We start from the raw sequence: 16,930 nt of genomic DNA on the forward strand, positions 1-16,930 counted from the left end.
TACGGACAGATTCATGCCATCCATTAAGCCCGCTTCATGCCTAATAAGTCGTTAACGGGGGCGCGCGGCGGCGCGGCCGATGCGGATGACCTGCCCCTTGCCGCTCGCGCCGTCCATCTGGTCGAGCCCGCGGATGCGCAAGCGATCGCCCCTTAACCCCTGGCCCTTCAACTCACGCGCCACCGCGCCCAGCCGCGCAGCCGCCAAGTCCCACTCGTCGAACCGCTCCCGCACGGGATCGGTCCCCTCACTGGTGAGATCCAGCACATCGCCGCCTGGCCGCAATCCCGCGGCCACCCGCGCCAGCTGCACCCTGCCCACATCGGACAGCAGCGCTTCGCCCGGCAGGAACAGCTCCGCCGCGTGCAATTCCATGTCTTTGGCGATCGCGCGCCCGCCAAATTGCTGACGCACCTGCGCCAGCATCGCGTCCCGCTTCTGCCCGCTCGCCTGCAACAATATGAAAAAGCCGAGCAGCAGCATCAGCAGGTCGGCGAAGCTGACCGCCCAGCGATTGCGCCGGGCCTGGGATGTGATGGCCGTCATCATGCGACCTCGCGGATCGACGCCCGGCGCATCGGCACATTTTCCCGCCGAGCGATCGCCAGCATGCGCCCAGCGGCTTCCTTCTGCCAGGCGAGTTCCCGCTCCGACAGATCGGCGAGCCGCGCTGCGATGGGAGCCGCCACCAGATTAGCGATGACCACGCCATAAAGCGTCGTCAGCAGCGCCAGCGCCATGGACGGACCCAATGCCGCCGGATCATCCATCGCCGCGAACATGCCTATCAGGCCAAGGATGGTCCCGGCCATGCCCAGTGCAGGCGCAGCGTCGGCGATCGACAGCCAGACATTGCGCGCGCTTGCATGACGCCGCGCGCGATCGGCCAGCGCCTGCGCCGCCCAGCTTTCGAACTGTTCGGTCCGCTCGCTATTGGCAAGCCGCCGCGCCGCTTCCGCCAGGAAGGGGTTGGCGGTCTTCACCCGGTCCGTGCAGGCAAGCCCGCGCAATTGCGCGACCTGATCGATCTTCAGCATGGCTGCACGCGCTGCGGTCTGATCCCTGTCCGGATCGGCACGGAATAGCAGCGGCAGGGCGGCGAACGCGCTTCCTAGAGCCGACACGCCATTCTGGAACAGCGCGACTGCGCCCACACCCGCGATCATCACGATCAGGGTCAGGGGATCAAATAGCTGCGCCAATATCGCGATCATCGACAATCCCCCATTCACCCAAAAGAGCGGCGGCAAAGCCTTGCCAGCAGGCGGCAAAATCTTGCCGTCCATGCCGTCCCGCTCACGCAACACGGGGGTTTTCGCCATTCCTGCCTTTGCCGATGCGTCACCCACGCAAATTGGCACGGCTCTTGCGAATACCCGTTCGGATCACCCGCGGTTCACGCCTTCAGGCATCAGAACGGCGATTGAACCGCAACTTTTAGGCCCTCGGGCAAAAAGACGGAAAAGAGACAATGTCGCTGGAAGACGGATTGTTCGGGATACATGGGAAGGCGCTGGCACTTCGCTCGCAGCGCCTGTCCCTGCTCGCGTCCAACATCGCGAACGCCTCGACCCCCGGCTACAAGGCGCGGGACATCGACTTCGAGTCCGCGCTCAAGGAAGCCTCGGCTCAACAGAACAGGTCCATCGCGGACGTGTCCAAAGCCGTCGATGACAGCATGGGCTATCGCGTCCCGCTGCAGCCCAGCCTTGATGGCAACACCGTCGAACTCAGCACCGAACAGACGCTGTTCGCCGAAAACGCCGTCAAATATCGCACGACCCTCTCCTTTCTGGAGGGCCGTATCAACACCATCACTCGCGCGCTGAAGGGAGAATGAGCATGAGCGGCTCGGGTCCCATGAACGTCTTCGATATCGCCGGCCGCGCCATGAGCGCGCAGCTGGTGCGCCTCAACGCCACCGCCTCCAACATGGCGAATGCTGGCAATGTCACCGGCAGCGAGGCGGAAGCCTATCGCGCCATCAAGCCCGTATTCCAGTCGGTCACCGACAAGCCCGGCGTGTCCACGGTGAAGGTCGCCAATGTCCTCACCACCGACGCCAAACCGACCAAGCGCCACGACCCCAACCATCCGCTCGCCGACAAGAATGGCGACGTCTGGGAAGCGGCCGTCGATAGCAGCGCCGAGCTGGTCGACATGATCGAGACCGCCCGCATGTATCAGAACAATGTGCAGGTGCTGAACACCGCCAAATCCCTCATGCTCGAAACCATAAGGATCGGCAAATGAGCACGACCTCCACTGTCACCGACAGCGCGGGCCTGTCCGTCTATAATCCCTACAAGAATGTCGGGACCGGCAAGTCGGAAATGGGCCAGGCGGATTTCCTGCGCTTGCTCACGACGCAGATGCAGACGCAGGACCCGTTCGAACCGATGGATAATGCGCAGATGGTCTCGCAGATGGCGACCATCACCAACTCCAGCGGCATCGCGGAAATGAACCAGACGCTAAAGGGGCTGGCGTCGTCGCTCACCGGCTCCCGCCTTGGCGATGCGGCCAGCTGGATCGGCAAGTCGATGCTGGTGCAGAGCAACATCATCGCACCCGACGCCTACGGCCAATATACCGGCCAGGTGACGTTCAAGGATGCCACCAGCGGCGCGACCGTCGATCTGCTGGACGGCAACGGCAATGTCCTGAAGACCATAAATCTGGGCAATCAGGAAGCTGGCGACGTCAACTTCTACTGGGACGGCAAGGACGAGAGCGGCAACACCGTCGCTACCGACGCGCTCAAGATTCGCGTCAACGGCGCCACGCCGACCCGCGTCGCCAGTTGGGCCACCATCGCCGCCGTCCAGTCACCCGCCGACGGCAGCGCCTCCAAACTCATCACCGCGCTCGGCACCTACAGCCCGTCCGACGCCCTTTCACTCTCCTGACCTCAACCAACCCATCCTTTTCACCCAAGGAGCAACGCCATGTCCTTCTACATCTCGCTTTCCGGCCTCAAGGCCGCCCAGGCCGACCTGTCGACCATCGCGAACAACGTCTCAAACGTGAACTCGACCGCCTTCAAGAAGAGCAATGCCGTGTTCGGTGACATCTTCGCCGCCGCGCCGATGCAGACGACCACCCAGGTCGCCGGCCAGGGCGTGCGCGTACAGGGCATCAGCCAGCAGTTCACTCAAGGGACGATCGAAACCACCGACAAGACCCTCGACCTGGCCATCACCGGCGAAGGTTTCTTCACCGTCAAGCGCGTGGGCGACAACCAGGTCAGCTTCACCCGCAACGGCGCCTTCTCGGTGGATGAAAACCGCAACGTCGTCGATACCACCGGCGCCCACCTTCAGGTGATCCCAGTCAATCCGGCCACGGGCATTCCCACCGTGACGGTCAACAACAGCCTCACTTCCGCCTCGCTGGTCGATCTGCAGGTCCCGACCAACTGGCCGGCCGGCGGCACCACCAACCAGCTTACCAGCGTCGGCGTCGGCCAGAATGGCATGATCACCGGCGTCTATGCCGATGGTTCGACCGTCTATCTGGGCGCGACCGCCATCGCCGCCTTCAACAGCCAGGAAGGTCTGCGCCAGGGCGGCGACGCCCACTGGACCTCGACCTCGGCCAGCGGCACGCCGATGTTCGGCACCGGCAATAGCGGCCTTTACGGCGCCGTCCGCTCGGGCGCGCTGGAACGCTCCAACGTCGACATCACCGAAGAACTGGTCAGCCTGATCTCGGCCCAGCGCAATTTCCAGGCGAACTCGAAGGCGATCGAGGCGGCCAACACGCTGTCGACCACCATCGTCAATATGCGCACCTGACCATAAACCGTCATCCCTGCTTTCGCGGGGCTAACGGAAATTGTTTCGGCACCCGCACAGACAGGACAAACCCATGGACCGGCTCGTCAACACGGCTCTCACCGCGATGCGCGGCGCGATGGCGCGGCAGGCGGCAATTTCCAACAATCTCGCGAACGTCAACACCGTTGGCTTCCGGGCGGAAATCGCCAATGCCGAGACGCGCTGGATCAAGGGCGACGGCTTCGACACGCGGGCGCAGCAGTCCGAACAGGTGATCGCCGCCGACATGGCGCAAGGCGCGGTCACCGAAACCGGCAATCCGCTGGACGTGGCCATGAACGGCGATGCTCTGCTCGCCGTTCAGGCCGCCGACGGCAGCGAAGCCTATACGCGCCGGGGCGATCTCAAGGTCAGCGACAGCGGCCTGCTGACCACAGGCGACGGCCTGCCCGTCCTGGGCGAAGGCGGCCCCATCACCCTGCCCGCCATGGACAGCATCTCCATCGCGCAGGATGGCAGCATCTGGGGCGTGCCCCAGGGCGGCGATCCCGCCAATCCGCAGCAGGTGGACAAGCTGAAGCTTGTCCGTCCGGTCGGCTCCAGCATTTCCAAGGGCACAGACGGCCTGTTCCGGGAAACCAACGGCGGCGCGCTGCCGCAGGACCCGCTGGCGACCGTGACCGGCGGTTCGATCGAAGGGTCGAACGTCAACGCGACCTCGGCCCTCGTTCAGATGATCGAGGCCAGCCGGGCATGGGAAACGCAGGTCAAGCTGATCGACACCGCCAAGCAGCTGGACGACGGCGGCGCGTCGCTCATGCGGCTTGATGGTTAATTTGGCACGAACCTTGCTTTTCGTTGTGCAAGCCTAACGGCATCACGGAGTTAGACCATGAGCAACGCAGCCCTTCACGTCGCCCGCACCGGCCTCGACGCGCAGAACACGAAGATGCGCGTGATCGCCAACAACCTGGCGAACGTCAACACGACCGGCTTCAAGCGCGACCGCGCCGATTTCGAAACGCTCGCCTATCAGCAGATGATCGCGGCGGGCGCCAATTCTGACGCAGAAAACAAATTCGCAACCGGCCTGAACCTGGGCTCGGGCGTGTCGATGCAGGGCACCAGCAAGATCAATACGCAGGGCACGCTGCAGCAGACCGGCAACGCGCTCGACATGGCGATCGAAGGTTCCGGCTTCTTCCAGGTCCAGCGCCCGGACGGCACCATCGCCTATACCCGCGCGGGCAATTTCAGCACCACGGCGGAAGGCGCCATCGTCACCAGCGACGGCATGCCGCTCGTCCCCCAGATCACCGTGCCCCAGGGCGCGACCGGGGTCACCATCGGCAATGACGGCACTGTCACCGCGACGCTGCAGGGCCAGAGCGAACCGACTCAGCTCGGCCAGATCGAACTGGCAAGCTTCATGAACCCGGCGGGCCTCCAGCCGATCGGCGGCAACCTGCTCGCCGAAAGCGCCGCCAGCGGCACGCCTCAGGTCGGCGTTGCTGGCTTGGACGGCCGTGGCGCCATCCGAGCGGGCAATCTGGAAACATCCAACGTCAATGTCGTCGAAGAGCTGGTCGATATGATCGAAACCCAGCGCGCCTATGAGGTCAATTCCAAGATGATCAAGGCGACCGACGAAATGCTCCAGTACGTCAACCAGCAGCTGTGAGGTTGACGATGATCGCGCCCCATACTCCGTTCGGGCTGAGCTTGTCGAAGCCCCTCCCTGCCATCTTCTTTGGCATGGGGCTCATCGCCCTCACCGCCACCCCGGCAATGGCCGGCAAAAAGCGCGATGCCGAGCGGCAATTTTATGCCCCCACCGTGATTGCCGCCCCTGCCGCTCCGCAAGCGAACGGTTCGATCTTCCAGGCGTCCATGGGCTACACCCCCCTCACCAGCGGAGCGCGCGCGCAAAGCGTCGGCGACATCATCACCATCGTCCTGGTCGAACGCACGCAGGCGACCAAGAGCAACAGCGCCGACACCAGCCGCAGCGGCAGCATCGGCCTGACACCGCCCAGCACCGGTCCTCTGTCCAAGCTCTTCTCCGCCAGCGACATTGCCGCCAGCGGAGAGCAAGGCTTTACCGGCAAGGGCAACGCGACCCAGTCCAACGCGCTCTCCGGCGAAATCACCGTCACGATCGCGGCGGTCTATCCCAACGGCACGATGCTGGTGAGGGGCGAAAAGGCCCTGACGCTCAACCGCGGCGACGAGTTCATCCAGATCAGCGGCCTCGTCCGCCAGGCCGACATCAGCCCGGACAACCGCATCGCATCGACCCGCGTGGCCGACGCCAAGATCATCTACTCCGGCAAGGGCGAAATCGCCCGCGCAAGCCGCCAGGGCTGGCTGCAGCGCTTCTTCTCGATGATCAGCCCCTTCTGATGGAGATTGCCATGAACATCTTCAATCGCATCTCCCAGATCCGCCCCTTCAAGGGGAGGGGTAGCGCCCTCTCGACGGGGCGTACACCCCTCCGTCAGCGCTTCGCGCCGCCATCTCCCCGTGCAGGGGAGGATTTTGCACGCCGCGCGGTTCTCGCCGTCGCGGCCCTCCTCGCCTTCGCCTCCCCCGCCCATGCCGAGCGGATCAAGGACCTCGGCACGTTCCAGGGCGTGCGCCCCAACCAGCTGACCGGCTACGGCATCGTCGTCGGCCTCGCAGGGACAGGCGACGACAGCCTCGACTATGCGACGCAGGGCATGAAGGGCGTCGTTTCGCGCTTCGGCCTCACGCTGCCGCAGGGGATCAATCCCGCGCTCAAGAACGCCGCCGCCGTGCTGGTGACGGCCGACCTTCCCGCTTTCTCCAAGCCCGGCCAGCGGCTCGACGTCACCGTCTCCGCACTTGGCAAGGCCAAGTCGCTGCGCGGCGGGACGCTGATCATGACGCCCCTGCGCGGCGCGGATAACGAAATCTACGCCATGTCGCAGGGTAATCTGGCAGTGGGCGGCCTCGGCGTTTCCGGCGCCGACGGCAGCCAGGTGTCGGTCAACATCCCGTCTGCGGGCCGCATCCCCGGTGGTGCCACGGTGGAGCGCGCGGTTGCGACCGGCTTCGACACTGCGCCCACCCTCACTTTCAACCTCGCAGAGGCCGACCTCACGACCGCCCTCCGCGTGGCGGACGGCATCAACCGCACCTTCGGCGACCAGCGCGCCCGCGCTACCGACGCGGTCTCGGTGAACATCACCGCCGCCCCCGGCGCTGAAGACCGCATCATGATGATGGGCATGATCGAGAATATCGAGATCAAGCCCGCCGATGCTCCGGCAAAGGTCATCGTCAACGCCCGCACCGGCACCGTCGTCATCAACGGCGCGGTCAAGATCCATCCGGCCGCCGTCGCGCACGGCAAATTGACCGTCAGCGTCAACGAATCCCCGCGCGTGGTCCAGCCTGCCCCCTTCTCGCAAGGCCGCACCGCCATGGAACCGTCCAGCTCGATTTCGATCGAGCAGGAAAAGAAACCAATGGTTAATTTTAAAGGTGGAGCCTCTTTGGCCGATATAGTCAAAGCGGTGAACGCCATCGGGGCTTCTCCCGCCGACATGGTCGCGATCCTCGAAGCCTTGAAGCAGGCAGGCGCGATGAAGGCTGAACTGGTGGTGTTGTGATGCAGATCAACTCGGTTTCCCTGGGCGCGCAGCCCACCGCATCGCCGGAAAAGGCGCAACTGGAAAAGGTCGCCAAACAGTTCGAGGCGATCTTCCTGCGCCAGATGATCGGCACCATGCGCCAGTCGGGCGGGGGCGAAGGCGTCTTCGATTCCAGCGCGACCGATCAGTTCCGCGACATGTCCGACGCGCGCACGGCCGATACGATGGCCGAAAAAGGCGCTCTCGGCATCGCGGAGATGCTGTTGCGCCAATATGAAAGCCGCTCGCCTGCCGCGCCCGCCGCTCCCGCGCCGGGCAAGAGCGCATGAGCGATCTCTTCATCATCGGCGCGTCGGGCACGCGCGCTTATCGGCAAGCAATGGCGGCGATTTCCGAGAATATCGCCAATGCCAGCACCGACGGCTATTCGCGCCGGTCCCTGACCACCGTCGAATCCGGTTCGTCCACCGCCACGATGGCGACCTATATCTCGCGCGCGAATTTCGGCGGCACCGAAGTATCGGGCGTCGTCCGCGCCGCCGATCCCTATCTGGACGCAACGGTTCGCTACACCGGCATGGCGCTCAGCAATTCGACGGCGCGCCTGCGCTGGATGAGCGACATCGAAGGCGCGCTCAACGATACGGATACCGGCATCGGCAAGCTGATGACGGGCATGTTCCAGAATATCGACAAGCTCGCGGCCAGCCCCAACGACCGGTCGTTGCGCGTCACCACATTGGACAGCATCAGCCGCGTCGCCGAAGCCTTTCAGCGCACCTCGGCCGACCTCGCCCAGGTCTCCGCCGGCATCGGCACAGAAGCGCAGGCGTCGGTCGAAAGCATCAATCGCTCGCTGTCGCAGCTTGCCGACATCAACAACAGCCTGCTGCGCTCGCAGCCGGGCACCTCCGCTTATGCTCAGCTGCTCGACAGCCGGGACGCGGCGCTCAACACGCTTTCGGCCAATCTCAACGTGGATATCAGCTTCGGCGCGCATGATCAGGCGCAGATCAGCTTCAACGGCCAGAGCCTGGTCCAGGGCAATGCGGCGACGACCGTTGCCCTGACCGTCAACGCCAACGGCACGCTGGCGCTGGCCACCAGCGGCGGCACCGCCCTCACCGCGCCTGCCAACGGCACGTTGGGCGGCCTGTTTTCCGCCGCCTCCACCACCGCGCAGCGCCGCACCAGCCTCGACACATTGGCGCAGCAATTCGTCACAGACATTAACGCCTGGCATGCACAGGGCCGCACCGACGCCAATGCGGCGGGCGGCGCGCTCCTGTCCGGCACGAGCGCGGCAAGCGTCACGGCGCTCATCACCGATCCTGCCGCGCTGGCGACCAAATCGGCGGACGGCACGCTCAACGGCAATCTGCTGACCGCCAGCACCGTGCTGCGCGGCAATGGCAGCGTCGAGCAGGGTTGGACATCGCTGATCGCCACCCAGGCCAATCTGCTGGCTTCCGTGAAGGCCGAGCAATCCACCGCGCAGAGCCGCAGCGACCAGGCGATCGCCGCTCGCGAGGCAGTCAGCGGCGTCGATCTCGACATGGAAGCCGCCGAGCTTCTCCGCTTGCAGCAGGCATATTCGGGTTCGGCGAAAATATTGCAGATCGCCAAGGAAACCGTCGATGCGATCCTGCAGATCATCTGAAAAGGGCTGACCCATGGTAGGCATCACCAACAAGACGCTGATCGCCGAAATCCGCCGGCAGCAGCAGCTTTCGCAAAGCATCGTCGAAGGGCAGACCGCCATTTCGACCGGCATCACGCTCAACAAGCCTTCCGACAATGCGCTCGCTTGGGTGGAGGTGTCGGAAGTCGGCAAGGCACAGGCGCAACAATCGGCGTGGCAGGCCAATGTCAGCTATGGCGCAAGCCGCGCCGCCAATGCCGAAGCCAATCTGGAGCAGGTCAACACCTTGCTGGTCCGCGCCCAGGAACTTGTGACCTCCGCGCGCAACGGGTCGCTTAACGATTCGAACCGCACGGCGATCGTTGAGGAAATGAGCACGATCCGCGCGACCGTCGCATCGCTGCTGAACCAGACCGACTATCAGGGCGTGCCGGTATTCGACGACACGCAGAGCGTGCTTGTCCCGGTCAGCCGCGGGCTCAATCTCGCGGTGGTCGGCACGCGTCAGGAAGTGTCCGAAGGCATCGACGTAGGCGGCACGCCCATGTCGATCGACGATATTCTGGGCCAGGGCCTTACCGCCCTGCAGAGCGGCACCGACGCCGATCTTGTCACCGCCCTTGGCAGCATCAAGATCGGCCAGGCCCATGTCGCCATCGAACAGGCCAAGCAAGGCGTGCGCGGCGACCGGCTCGATGTAATCGGCGAGCGGCTGACGACCATCGATCTGGACCTGACGGAGCGCCGACAGGACCTCGAATCAACCGATCTTTCCGAAGTCATCTCTTCCGTGAAGAGCAAGCTGCTCCAGCTCGAAGCCGCCCAATCAGCTTTCGCGCGGATCAACCAGCAGACCTTGTTCGATCTGATCCGGTAAGTCCGGGGTTGAAGCGACTTATTCCCTCCGTTGGCTTCGAGCGAAGTCGAGAAGCCTCGCATAAGTGTCTCGACGTCGCTCGACACGAACGGAACGGGGGGAAGCTCCTCCCAATGAAACGAAAACGGCGAAAAAATCGCTCGTCCTAAACCTCGCGCTAACCATTCCACATTAACCATCTGACGAAAGCGTCGCGCCGGCGCTGTCGAATGAATGCCCACGGGCGGAATTTTCGGGGATACACATGTTCGCAATCATTGGCCTCGTCGTGCTGCTCGCCATGGTTTTCGGCGGCTTCATCTTCACGGGCGGCGACATCGGCCCCGTTCTTCACGCCTTGCCCCATGAAATGATCATCATCGGCGGCGCGGCTGTAGGCGCGCTCATCATCGGAAACTCCGGCGCGGATCTGAAGGCGCTGGGCGGTGGCCTGGGCAAGGTGTTCAAGGGTCCTAAATATAAGAAGCAGGATTTTCTCGACTGCATCTTCCTCGTCTCGCGCCTCATGAAGACGCTGCGTGTCGAAGGTCCGGTTGCGCTGGAGCCCCATATCGAGGACCCGGCCAGCTCGACCATCTTCTCCGAATATCCGCGCCTGATGGGCGATAAGACGCTGATCCACCTGATCAGCGACACGCTGCGCCTGGTGGTCGTCTCCTCCGGCACGCTCGATCCGCACGCGGTCGAAGAGGTCATGGATAACGCCCTAAAAACGCATCATCACGAATCGCTGAAGCCCGCCGACAACCTCCAGGGCCTTGCTGATGCCCTTCCTGCGCTGGGCATCGTCGCGGCGGTTCTAGGCGTTGTGAAGACCATGGGCTCGATCGACCAGCCGCCCGCGATCCTGGGCGGCATGATCGGGTCGGCGCTGGTCGGCACCTTCCTCGGCGTGCTGCTCGCCTATGGCATGGTCAACCCCTTCGCCAATCGTTGCCGGGCGGTGATCGAAGCCGACGGGTCGATGTACCACGTCGTCAAGCAGATCATCATCGCCTCGCTGCACGGCCATCCGCAGCCGCTCGTCATCGAAGCCGCGCGCTCCAGCCTCACTCATGCGAATCAGCCGGCCTTCGCCGAAGTCTTCGACGGCATGCGGGGCAAATAAGCCATGTCGGACAAGAAGCGCGGCGCGAACGAGCCCGAACCCCGGCCGATCATCGTCAAGAAGATCATCGTCGATGGCCATGGCGGCCATCATGGCGGCGCGTGGAAGGTCGCCTATGCCGACTTCGTGACGGCAATGATGGCTTTCTTCCTGCTGATGTGGCTGCTGGGCGCGACCACGGAAAAGCAGCGCAAGGGCCTGGCGGACTATTTCACGCCGACGCTGGTCGAACTGAAGATGGCTTCGGCTGGCTCAAGCGGCCTGTTCGGCGGCGACTCCATGGTCAGCAAGGAAAATTACCCGACGACCGGCGGCCAGGGCAATCTCGCCATCACCATCCCCCGCGACGCGACCGGCACGAAGGACCAGGGCGGCAAGGCCACCCGCGCCGCCGACCGCGCCAAGTTCGAGGCGGTGAAGAAGGAATTGGAAGCGCGCATGGCCCGCAAGAAGGGCATGGACAAGCTACGCCGCAACGTCCGCTTCACCGAAACGCGCGAAGGGCTGCGCATCGACCTCATCGACGAGGCCAATTTCGCGATGTTCGCGATGGGCACTGACCGGCTGCTGCCCCAGGCCCGCGACCTGGTAAGCGAAGTGGCAGGCGTTGTGCGCGGCATGCCTAATCCGCTGATCGTGCGCGGCCATACCGATGGCCTGCCCTATAGCGCGGGTCAGAGCATGAACAATTGGATGCTCTCCTCCGCCCGCGCCGAAGCCACGCGTAAGACGCTCGCGGCCAGCGGCATCGGCAATGATCGTTTCGCCCGGATCGAAGGCGTCGCCGACCGCGAACCCTTCGCCAAGGGCAATGTCTATGACCCGCGCAACCGCCGCATGTCGATCATCCTCGGCTGGAGCCAGGGCGGCAGCAGCGGCGGCGAGGAGCCGGGCGTGGACGAGGAAACCAAGGCCGCCATCCGCGAACGCGACGATCCGGCCCGCGTCGCCCGCGTCGAAGCGACCAGGATCGACATGGGCGGCACCGGCCTCCCCGCCGGCGTGCAACTGCTAAACCCCACAGCGCCGGGTACGTCGAGCAAGCCGGGCAAGCATTGAGCGGGGGGCCGCCCCGCATGCTATCCTCTGCCGAGCCTGCTTTCTCTGATTACGACACGGATGGGGGATTGCGGATGCCGCACAGCCCACCCCGCTGCGACTAAACCTCACCTGCGGTTCGGCAAGTCTCGCTCCCCTCCCGCTTGCGGGAGGGTCGATCAGAGGCACGTGACTCTGATCGAGGGGTGGGCTTGCGCAACGTCCGCTAACGGCCGTTAGCCGACACCTTACCGTCATGCCGGCCTTGAGCCGGCATCCCGCTTCTTCTGATCAGCAAAGTTAAGCGGGGCCCCGGATCTAGTCCGGATGACGAAGACGGCGACCCGTTAGCCGAAATCACGCGGCCAATTGTAACCTCCAAGCCACGACCGACGCAAAAAACATCCTATTTTCCGACCGGCCTCCACTTTTTGCTGTCCTACATTCCTCCGGCCTGCCTACTCCGGCCCGTCTTTGAAATGTCCAACCTGCTTTCCACGACGCCTACGCGCGGTCGCGCACGCGCGCGCATATGGTGTGAACTTCGACCGAAAATGGCCGTTTTCCGGCATCTCCCAACCGTCAAACCGGCAGCACCAGGCTCGCCTCCAGACCCCCGCCAGCCCGGTTGACCAGCTTCAGCGCGCCGCCATGCTCCGCCATAATCGCGCGGACCAGCGCCAGCCCGAGGCCCGCGCCGCCCGTCTCCCGATTGCGGGACCCTTCCAGCCGGGTAAAGGGCTCCATCATCTCTTCCATCCGCTCTTCGGCGATGCCCGGCCCGTCATCCGCGACGATCAGTCGGATCGCGCCGTCCTCGCGGGCCACGGAAACATGCGCGCGATCGCCATAGACGATCGCATTTTCGATCAGGTTGCGCAGCGCGCGGCGGATCTGCTGCGGCCTTACCGACGCCACCGCACGCTCACTGTCCGCCATCTCTGCGGGCGATCCGAGTTCGATGAAATCCTCCACCACCGCATCGGCCAGCGCTGCGATATCCACTTTCTGCGCCGCCTCGCTGCTCCGCCCTGCCCGCGCCAGCGAGAGGATATCCTCCAGCATCCGATTCATCTCGTCGATCGTCTGCGAAATGCGTGCGCGCTCGCCGTCATCCTCGACCGATTCGGCACGCACCCGCAGCGACGCCAGCGGCGTGCGCAGGTCATGGCCGATCGCGCCCAGCATGCGGTCCTTTTCATCCAACATCGCGATAATGCGACTGCGCATCGCGTTGAAGGCGGTGGTCAGGTCGCGCACATCGCCCGGCCCCCGCTCCTCGACCGCATCGGCCGATCCGGTCCGCGCAAATTGCTGAGCCGATCGGGTCAGCTGTCCCAGCGGCCGCGCCAGCCTGCGCCCCACCCACAACAGCGGCAGCAGCACGATCGCGTAGAGGATCAGCGTCTGCGCGATCAGCCAGCCGCCAAAGCGCGGCGGCCGGTCGCCCATGCGCGATTGCGCCACGACCCATTTGCCCGGCTGATATTGCGCGGCCATAGTCAGCCTTCTGCCCCTGGGTCCACGGGGGTCGTCCAGCGACCGCATGCGCGCCCGTTCCCACCGGCGCATCGGCACGGTCTGGCTCTGCTCCACTACCTGCACCGAACGAACGGGGATGCCGACATCGGCAAACATCGCGAGGGCGCGCCGCTCGATCTCGGGCCGCCTGTCGCCCTTCAGCACCGGCGGCGCATTGAAAAAGCGGGCTCTAGGCGGGCGGTTGCCTGCGGGCGGCTCTCCCCGATTGTCCAGCGCATCGACGATGCGATAGACGCCCGGGGCGGTCTGCGCCGTCAGCGTCAGCCGGTTGCGCTCCTGCAGCAATAGGCCGAAATTGATTGCCTGCGCCACGAACAGAGCAATCGCGACCAGCATGATGATCTGGCCGACCAGGCTTTGGGGCCAAAGGCGAAACCGCCTCACAGCTTTCTCACATCCGCGGACAGCGTATAGCCTCCACCCCACACCGTCTTGATCAGCGTCGGGTTCTTCGGGTCCGGTTCGATCTTCTTGCGCAACCGGCTGATCTGGTTGTCGATCGCCCGGTCGAACGCATTGGCCTCCCGCCCCTGGGTGATGTCGAGCAGCTGGTCGCGGCTCAACACCTGGTTCGGCCGCGTCGCAAAGGCCAGCATCAGATTATATTCGGCCGTGGACAGCGGCAGCACCACGCCTTCCTGATCCACCAGCACGCGCTCCTGCGTTTTCAGGAGCCAGCCGGCGAAGGCGTAGGTCGCACCGTCCGGAGCCGTCACGCGCTGGCCGCCCGTCGCCACCCGGCGGAAGATCACCTTGATCCGCGCAACCAGCTCGCGCGGGGAAAAGGGCTTCAGCACATAATCGTCCGCCCCCATCTCCAGCCCCACGATCCGGTCCGTCTCCTCGGACTTGGCGGTGAGCAGGATCACCGGGATTTCGCTGGTCTCGCGGATGTGACGGCACAACGACAGCCCATCCTCGCCCGGCATCATGATGTCCAGGATCACGAGGTCGATCGCATTGGCGTTGAGCCGCATCCGCGCCTCGGCCGCGCTTTCGACCGCAGTCACGCGAAAGCCGTTGCGCGAGAGATATTGCGCCAGCGGCTCGCGGATCGAACGCTCATCATCGACAAGCAGCAGATGGGGTTTTTCACTCATAAAGGATATCTGTCACGACTATCAGCAGCTTGGAAGGGTGAAGGACATGTCCCCCACCCTTCGCTTGCGGTCAGTTCTTCGGGCTTGCGTCGGACCCACGGCGGGCCTGCCACGCATCACGCATGGCGTCCCGCGCGGCCTTCATCTCGTCGGCGGCAACAAAGCCATCCTTGTTCGCATCGGCCTTGTCGAACATGGCGAGCGGTCGCGCCAGGAACTCCGCGCGGGTCACCACGCCATCCTGCATCGCCTCGCCCCTTGCGCCGCCGCGGCCGCGGAACATCATCCCGCCGCCAAAGCCATGGTCGCCGCCGCGCCCGAAACGATGCCCGTCGCGTCCTCGCGGCCCATCTCCATCCGGGCGACCCTGATGTCCGGCAGCGAACTCCGCCTTGCTGATCTGGCCATTGCGGTCACTGTCGAGCGCAGCGAAACGCTCGTCCAGCCGCGCCTGACGGCGGATCTCACGATCTTCCTTGGTTAGCTTACCGTCGCGATTCGCATCCATCTTGGCGAAGCGCGCATCGAGCGCGGTGGTCAGCTCCGCCTTGCTGACCTTCCCGTCCTTGTTCGCATCGGCCATCGCGATCAGACCGCCGTTGCGGTCATGAGGCCCACGATCGCCCGGCTGCGCCAGCGCCAGATGGGACGCGGCCAGCCCGCCCACGAACAGCGCGCCTAGGGCAACCGTGCCCATATATTTGCGGATCATCTAATATCTTCCTTCCAAGGGTGACGAACGGCAGCGCCGTCCTTGGAGCCCTTATGAGGAAGACTTGTCCCGCAACTTTGTCATGTCACGCAGGATTGTGTCGCAATTTGTAACGCCCTCCCCCGTCATCCCAGCGGAAGCTGGGATCTCGGGAGACAACATCGCCCAGGACATCAGGCTCGCGCCAGGATGACGGACCAGCCTCAGCCGTCCCGCCGCCCCAGCAAGCGCAGCCGCAGCGCATTCAGCTTGATGAACCCGGCTGCATCGCGCTGGTCATAGGCGCCCGCATCGTCCTCGAACGTCACGACCTTCTCGCTGTAGAGCGAATAGGGCGACTTGCGCCCGACGACATACACGCCGCCCTTGTACAGCTTCAGCCGGACGGTGCCCGTCACCTTCTCCTGGCTATGATCGATCGCCGCCTGCAACATCTCGCGCTCGGGCGAGAACCAGAAGCCGTTATAGATCAGCTCGGCATATCTGGGCGCCAGTTCATCCTTCAGATGGGCCGCGCCGCGATCGAGCGTCAGCTGCTCGATGCCCCGGTGCGCGAGGTGATAGATGGTGCCACCCGGCGTCTCATACATGCCGCGCGACTTCATTCCGACGAAGCGATTCTCGACCAGATCGAGCCGCCCGATGCCATGCTTGCGGCCATATTCATTGAGCGTTTCCAGCAGCGTCGCCGGGCTCATGCCCACGCCGTTGATCGCCAGGCCATCGCCCCGCTCGAAATCGATCGTGATATATTCGGGGGCGTCCGGCGCATCCTCCGGGTTGACGGTGCGCGAATAGACATAATCCGGGGTTTCTTCCCACGGATCTTCCAGCACCTTCCCCTCCGACGAGGTATGCAGCATGTTCGCATCGGTCGAGAAGGGGCTTTCACCGCGCTTGTCCCGGGGAATCGGAATCTGGTGCTGCTCCGCGAACTCGATCAGCTTGGTACGGCTGGCCAAATCCCACTGACGCCACGGTGCGATCACCTTGATGTCGGGCGACAGCGCATAATAGCCCAGTTCGAAGCGGACCTGGTCATTGCCCTTGCCGGTCGCGCCATGCGACACGGCGTCAGCGCCCACCATCTTCGCGATCTCGATCTGCCGCTTGGCGATCAACGGCCGCGCGATCGATGTGCCGAGCAGATACAGTCCCTCATACAGCGCGTTGGAACGCATCATCGGGAACACATAGTCCTTGACGAACTCTTCGCGCAGGTCGTCGATGAAGATATGCTCATCCCTGACGCCCATCAGCTTGGCCTTCTGCCGCGCGGGCTCCAGCTCCTCGCCCTGACCCAAATCGGCGGTGAAGGTCACGACCTCACAATTATAGGTCTGCTGCAGCCACTTCAGGATCACGCTTGTGTCGAGCCCTCCTGAGAAGGCAAGGACAATGCGGTTGATCTTATCGGACATGGTGGAGCGGCCTTCCTTCAAACTGGCGCGAAATTACCGGCGCGCCGGTATCAGGGGTGGGCTCCAAGTGCAACCGAGTCGAGAAAAAGCAGGC

19 protein-coding genes are annotated in these 16,930 nt (G+C 64.2%); 13 read left to right on the top strand and 6 right to left on the bottom strand.

Annotated elements, in window-relative coordinates:
- Nucleotides 1-51 precede the first annotated feature (51 nt).
- Both ACFO3E_RS02070 and ACFO3E_RS02075 read right to left on the bottom strand, forming a co-directional pair.
- Complete coding sequence (locus tag ACFO3E_RS02070) at nt 52-549, bottom strand: OmpA/MotB family protein (protein ID WP_380802089.1); 498 nt, start codon at nt 547-549, stop codon at nt 52-54.
- On the bottom strand, nt 546-1,214 hold the full coding sequence (locus tag ACFO3E_RS02075) for a motility protein A (protein WP_380802271.1): 669 nt from the start codon (nt 1,212-1,214) through the stop codon (nt 546-548). Before ACFO3E_RS02075 ends, ACFO3E_RS02070 begins: the two co-directional genes overlap by 4 nt.
- 257 nt (nt 1,215-1,471) lie before the next feature.
- On the opposite strand from ACFO3E_RS02075, the gene flgB reads away from it, so the two are divergent.
- The 13 genes from flgB to ACFO3E_RS02140 all read left to right on the top strand — a co-directional run bounded on the left by flgB (nt 1,472) and on the right by ACFO3E_RS02140 (nt 12,082).
- Complete coding sequence (flgB, locus tag ACFO3E_RS02080; RefSeq protein WP_066526955.1) at nt 1,472-1,840, top strand: flagellar basal body rod protein FlgB; 369 nt, start codon at nt 1,472-1,474, stop codon at nt 1,838-1,840.
- Between the two features lie 2 nt (nt 1,841-1,842).
- Entirely contained in the window at nt 1,843-2,253 is a 411-nt protein-coding gene (gene flgC, locus ACFO3E_RS02085; RefSeq protein ID WP_066526953.1) for a flagellar basal body rod protein FlgC, read from the top strand.
- Entirely contained in the window at nt 2,250-2,909 is a 660-nt protein-coding gene (locus ACFO3E_RS02090; RefSeq protein WP_380802092.1) for a flagellar hook assembly protein FlgD, read from the top strand. The genes flgC and ACFO3E_RS02090 overlap by 4 nt, the downstream gene beginning before the upstream one ends.
- Before the next feature lie 39 nt (nt 2,910-2,948).
- On the top strand, nt 2,949-3,797 hold the full coding sequence (locus ACFO3E_RS02095) for a flagellar hook-basal body complex protein (RefSeq protein ID WP_380802094.1): 849 nt from the start codon (nt 2,949-2,951) through the stop codon (nt 3,795-3,797).
- 73 nt (nt 3,798-3,870) lie between these two features.
- Nucleotides 3,871-4,614: a flagellar basal body rod protein FlgF gene (locus tag ACFO3E_RS02100; protein WP_380802097.1), complete on the top strand. Its 744-nt coding sequence runs from the start codon at nt 3,871-3,873 to the stop codon at nt 4,612-4,614.
- Nucleotides 4,615-4,671: 57 nt separating this feature from the next.
- On the top strand, nt 4,672-5,460 hold the full coding sequence (flgG, locus tag ACFO3E_RS02105; protein WP_380802100.1) for a flagellar basal-body rod protein FlgG: 789 nt from the start codon (nt 4,672-4,674) through the stop codon (nt 5,458-5,460).
- A gap of 74 nt (nt 5,461-5,534) precedes the next feature.
- Nucleotides 5,535-6,182 (top strand): flagellar basal body L-ring protein FlgH, encoded by a 648-nt coding sequence (locus ACFO3E_RS02110; protein ID WP_380802274.1) that lies wholly within the window; start codon nt 5,535-5,537, stop codon nt 6,180-6,182.
- 11 nt (nt 6,183-6,193) lie between these two features.
- A complete protein-coding gene (locus ACFO3E_RS02115) occupies nt 6,194-7,414 on the top strand; it encodes a flagellar basal body P-ring protein FlgI (RefSeq protein ID WP_380802102.1) in 1,221 nt (406 codons plus the stop codon).
- The gene (locus ACFO3E_RS02120; RefSeq protein ID WP_380802275.1) at nt 7,414-7,725 is read left to right on the top strand and encodes a rod-binding protein; all 312 of its coding nucleotides are present in this window, start codon (nt 7,414-7,416) and stop codon (nt 7,723-7,725) included. The genes ACFO3E_RS02115 and ACFO3E_RS02120 overlap by 1 nt, the downstream gene beginning before the upstream one ends.
- Complete coding sequence (gene flgK / locus ACFO3E_RS02125) at nt 7,722-9,056, top strand: flagellar hook-associated protein FlgK (RefSeq protein ID WP_380802105.1); 1,335 nt, start codon at nt 7,722-7,724, stop codon at nt 9,054-9,056. Before ACFO3E_RS02120 ends, flgK begins: the two co-directional genes overlap by 4 nt.
- A gap of 13 nt (nt 9,057-9,069) precedes the next feature.
- Nucleotides 9,070-9,915: a flagellin gene (locus ACFO3E_RS02130; RefSeq protein ID WP_380802108.1), complete on the top strand. Its 846-nt coding sequence runs from the start codon at nt 9,070-9,072 to the stop codon at nt 9,913-9,915.
- A 244-nt stretch (nt 9,916-10,159) separates the two neighbouring features.
- Complete coding sequence (motA, locus tag ACFO3E_RS02135; protein WP_066526936.1) at nt 10,160-11,023, top strand: flagellar motor stator protein MotA; 864 nt, start codon at nt 10,160-10,162, stop codon at nt 11,021-11,023.
- A gap of 3 nt (nt 11,024-11,026) precedes the next feature.
- Nucleotides 11,027-12,082: a flagellar motor protein MotB gene (locus tag ACFO3E_RS02140; protein ID WP_380802112.1), complete on the top strand. Its 1,056-nt coding sequence runs from the start codon at nt 11,027-11,029 to the stop codon at nt 12,080-12,082.
- A gap of 561 nt (nt 12,083-12,643) precedes the next feature.
- Here the strand turns inward: ACFO3E_RS02140 and ACFO3E_RS02145 are convergent.
- The 4 genes from ACFO3E_RS02145 to ACFO3E_RS02160 all read right to left on the bottom strand — a co-directional run bounded on the left by ACFO3E_RS02145 (nt 12,644) and on the right by ACFO3E_RS02160 (nt 16,836).
- Nucleotides 12,644-13,987: a sensor histidine kinase gene (locus tag ACFO3E_RS02145; protein WP_380802115.1), complete on the bottom strand. Its 1,344-nt coding sequence runs from the start codon at nt 13,985-13,987 to the stop codon at nt 12,644-12,646.
- Nucleotides 13,984-14,703 (bottom strand): response regulator, encoded by a 720-nt coding sequence (locus ACFO3E_RS02150; RefSeq protein WP_380802118.1) that lies wholly within the window; start codon nt 14,701-14,703, stop codon nt 13,984-13,986. The genes ACFO3E_RS02145 and ACFO3E_RS02150 overlap by 4 nt, the downstream gene beginning before the upstream one ends.
- 70 nt (nt 14,704-14,773) lie before the next feature.
- Nucleotides 14,774-15,415 carry an EF-hand domain-containing protein gene (locus ACFO3E_RS02155; RefSeq protein ID WP_380802120.1) on the bottom strand — a complete coding sequence of 214 codons (642 nt, stop codon included), beginning with the start codon at nt 15,413-15,415 and terminating at the stop codon, nt 14,774-14,776.
- A 203-nt stretch (nt 15,416-15,618) separates the two neighbouring features.
- Nucleotides 15,619-16,836 (bottom strand): argininosuccinate synthase, encoded by a 1,218-nt coding sequence (locus ACFO3E_RS02160; protein WP_380802122.1) that lies wholly within the window; start codon nt 16,834-16,836, stop codon nt 15,619-15,621.
- Between the last annotated feature and the right edge of the window lie 94 nt (nt 16,837-16,930).

This window comes from Sphingobium tyrosinilyticum, from assembly GCF_042654265.1.
GTDB classification, from domain to species: Bacteria; Pseudomonadota; Alphaproteobacteria; order Sphingomonadales; family Sphingomonadaceae; genus Sphingobium; species Sphingobium tyrosinilyticum.